We start from the raw sequence: 1317 nt of genomic DNA on the forward strand, positions 1-1317 counted from the left end.
TGGAGTTGCCCCTTAAAAACCGGACAGGATCAGGTTTCGGTTTGACGGTTCAAGAACTCACGAGGCGAGCAATACCCCAATGCCTTATGCGGGTGAAGGGTGTTGTAGTGTTCGAACCATGAGGGCAGTTGCGCGATGACGGTCACGGCGTCCGGCAAGGGGTTGACCGAGACGTAATCGCGCTTGAAGGTTTTGACGAAAGCTTCGGCCATTCCGTTGGACTGGGGGCTGCGAACGGGCGTCGAACACGGCTCCATGCCGATATCCAAAAGCAGCGATCGGGTGTCCTTTGCAATGAAGCAGGAGCCGTTGTCCGTCAGCCATTCGATTGGCTTTGGAAGGGTGTTGATGAGACCAAAGCGGTTCTCGACAGCCGTGATGACAAGGTCCTGGACGTCCTCGCTCTTGATGCCCTCGGTTGTCGCGACATGGGCGATAGCCTCGCGATCACAGCAATCGAGAGCGAAGGCAACGCGCACCTTCTCGTTGTTGTCGCAGCCGATTTCGAAGCCATCTGAACACCAACGCAGGTTCGATTGCTCAACAGACACACGACCATCGTGACGGCGCGTGTCGATCGCACCGGTGTGGCGCTGAAGGAGCATGCCGTGGACCTTCATCACCCGGTAGACGCGCTTGGCATTCGGCCATGGACGGTTTTCGCTGCGGGCTTTGCGGCGCAGGATCGCGTGAACCCGGCGATATCCGTAGGTCGGCATGTCATCGATGATCGTCTTGATCTCATCCATCAGTTCCTGATCAGCGAGCGGCGGCCGCCCTCTGGCTCTGGAAGGACGTTGCCTCACACGGTCCGCTATGTTGGATCGGGCGACACCCAAGGTCTCGCACACCGCCGTCATCGCGAACCGTCCTTCGGAAACGACAGCGAGCGCAACAGGTGTTTTTTTGACCCTGATGCTATCTCAAGCGCCTCTTTGAGGATTTCGCCCTCCATCGTCTTCTTGCCGAGGAGGCGCTGAAGTTCTTTCACTTGGTTCTGAAGCGCTCTGTACTCGGATGCCGGGACGACCTCTTCCTGCGATGCCGTCGCCGTCAGCGCACCTTGCGCCGCCAATTTACGCCAGGCGAACAACTGGTTCGGCTGAATGCCATGCCGTCGAGCAACGATGCTGACCGTGACGTCAGGCTCGTAGGTCTCCTGGACTATCGAGAGCTTATCCGCTGTCGACCAGCGACGGCGGCGCTCAGGGCCGGACAGCACTTCTATCTTAGGTATGTGACTGGTCATAATGGGCACATTACTCCTAACACTTAACAAGTGGGAGATCGTGTCCGGAGATTTAGGGGGCCACTACA

Annotated in this window: 1 protein-coding gene; it reads right to left on the reverse strand. The window is 57.9% G+C overall.

What is annotated here, in order from left to right:
• Nucleotides 1-29: 29 nt before the first annotated feature.
• Nucleotides 30-1249 (reverse strand): IS3 family transposase gene (locus tag A6U86_RS33450; protein WP_141683868.1). Its coding sequence is split into 2 segments (ribosomal slippage): nt 30-910 and nt 910-1249, totalling 1221 coding nucleotides; the frame shifts between segments, so codons are not numbered across the junction.
• Between the last annotated feature and the right edge of the window lie 68 nt (nt 1250-1317).

The sequence above is a fragment of the Rhizobium sp. AC27/96 genome, from assembly GCF_001692325.1.
GTDB lineage: Bacteria > Pseudomonadota > Alphaproteobacteria > Rhizobiales > Rhizobiaceae > Rhizobium.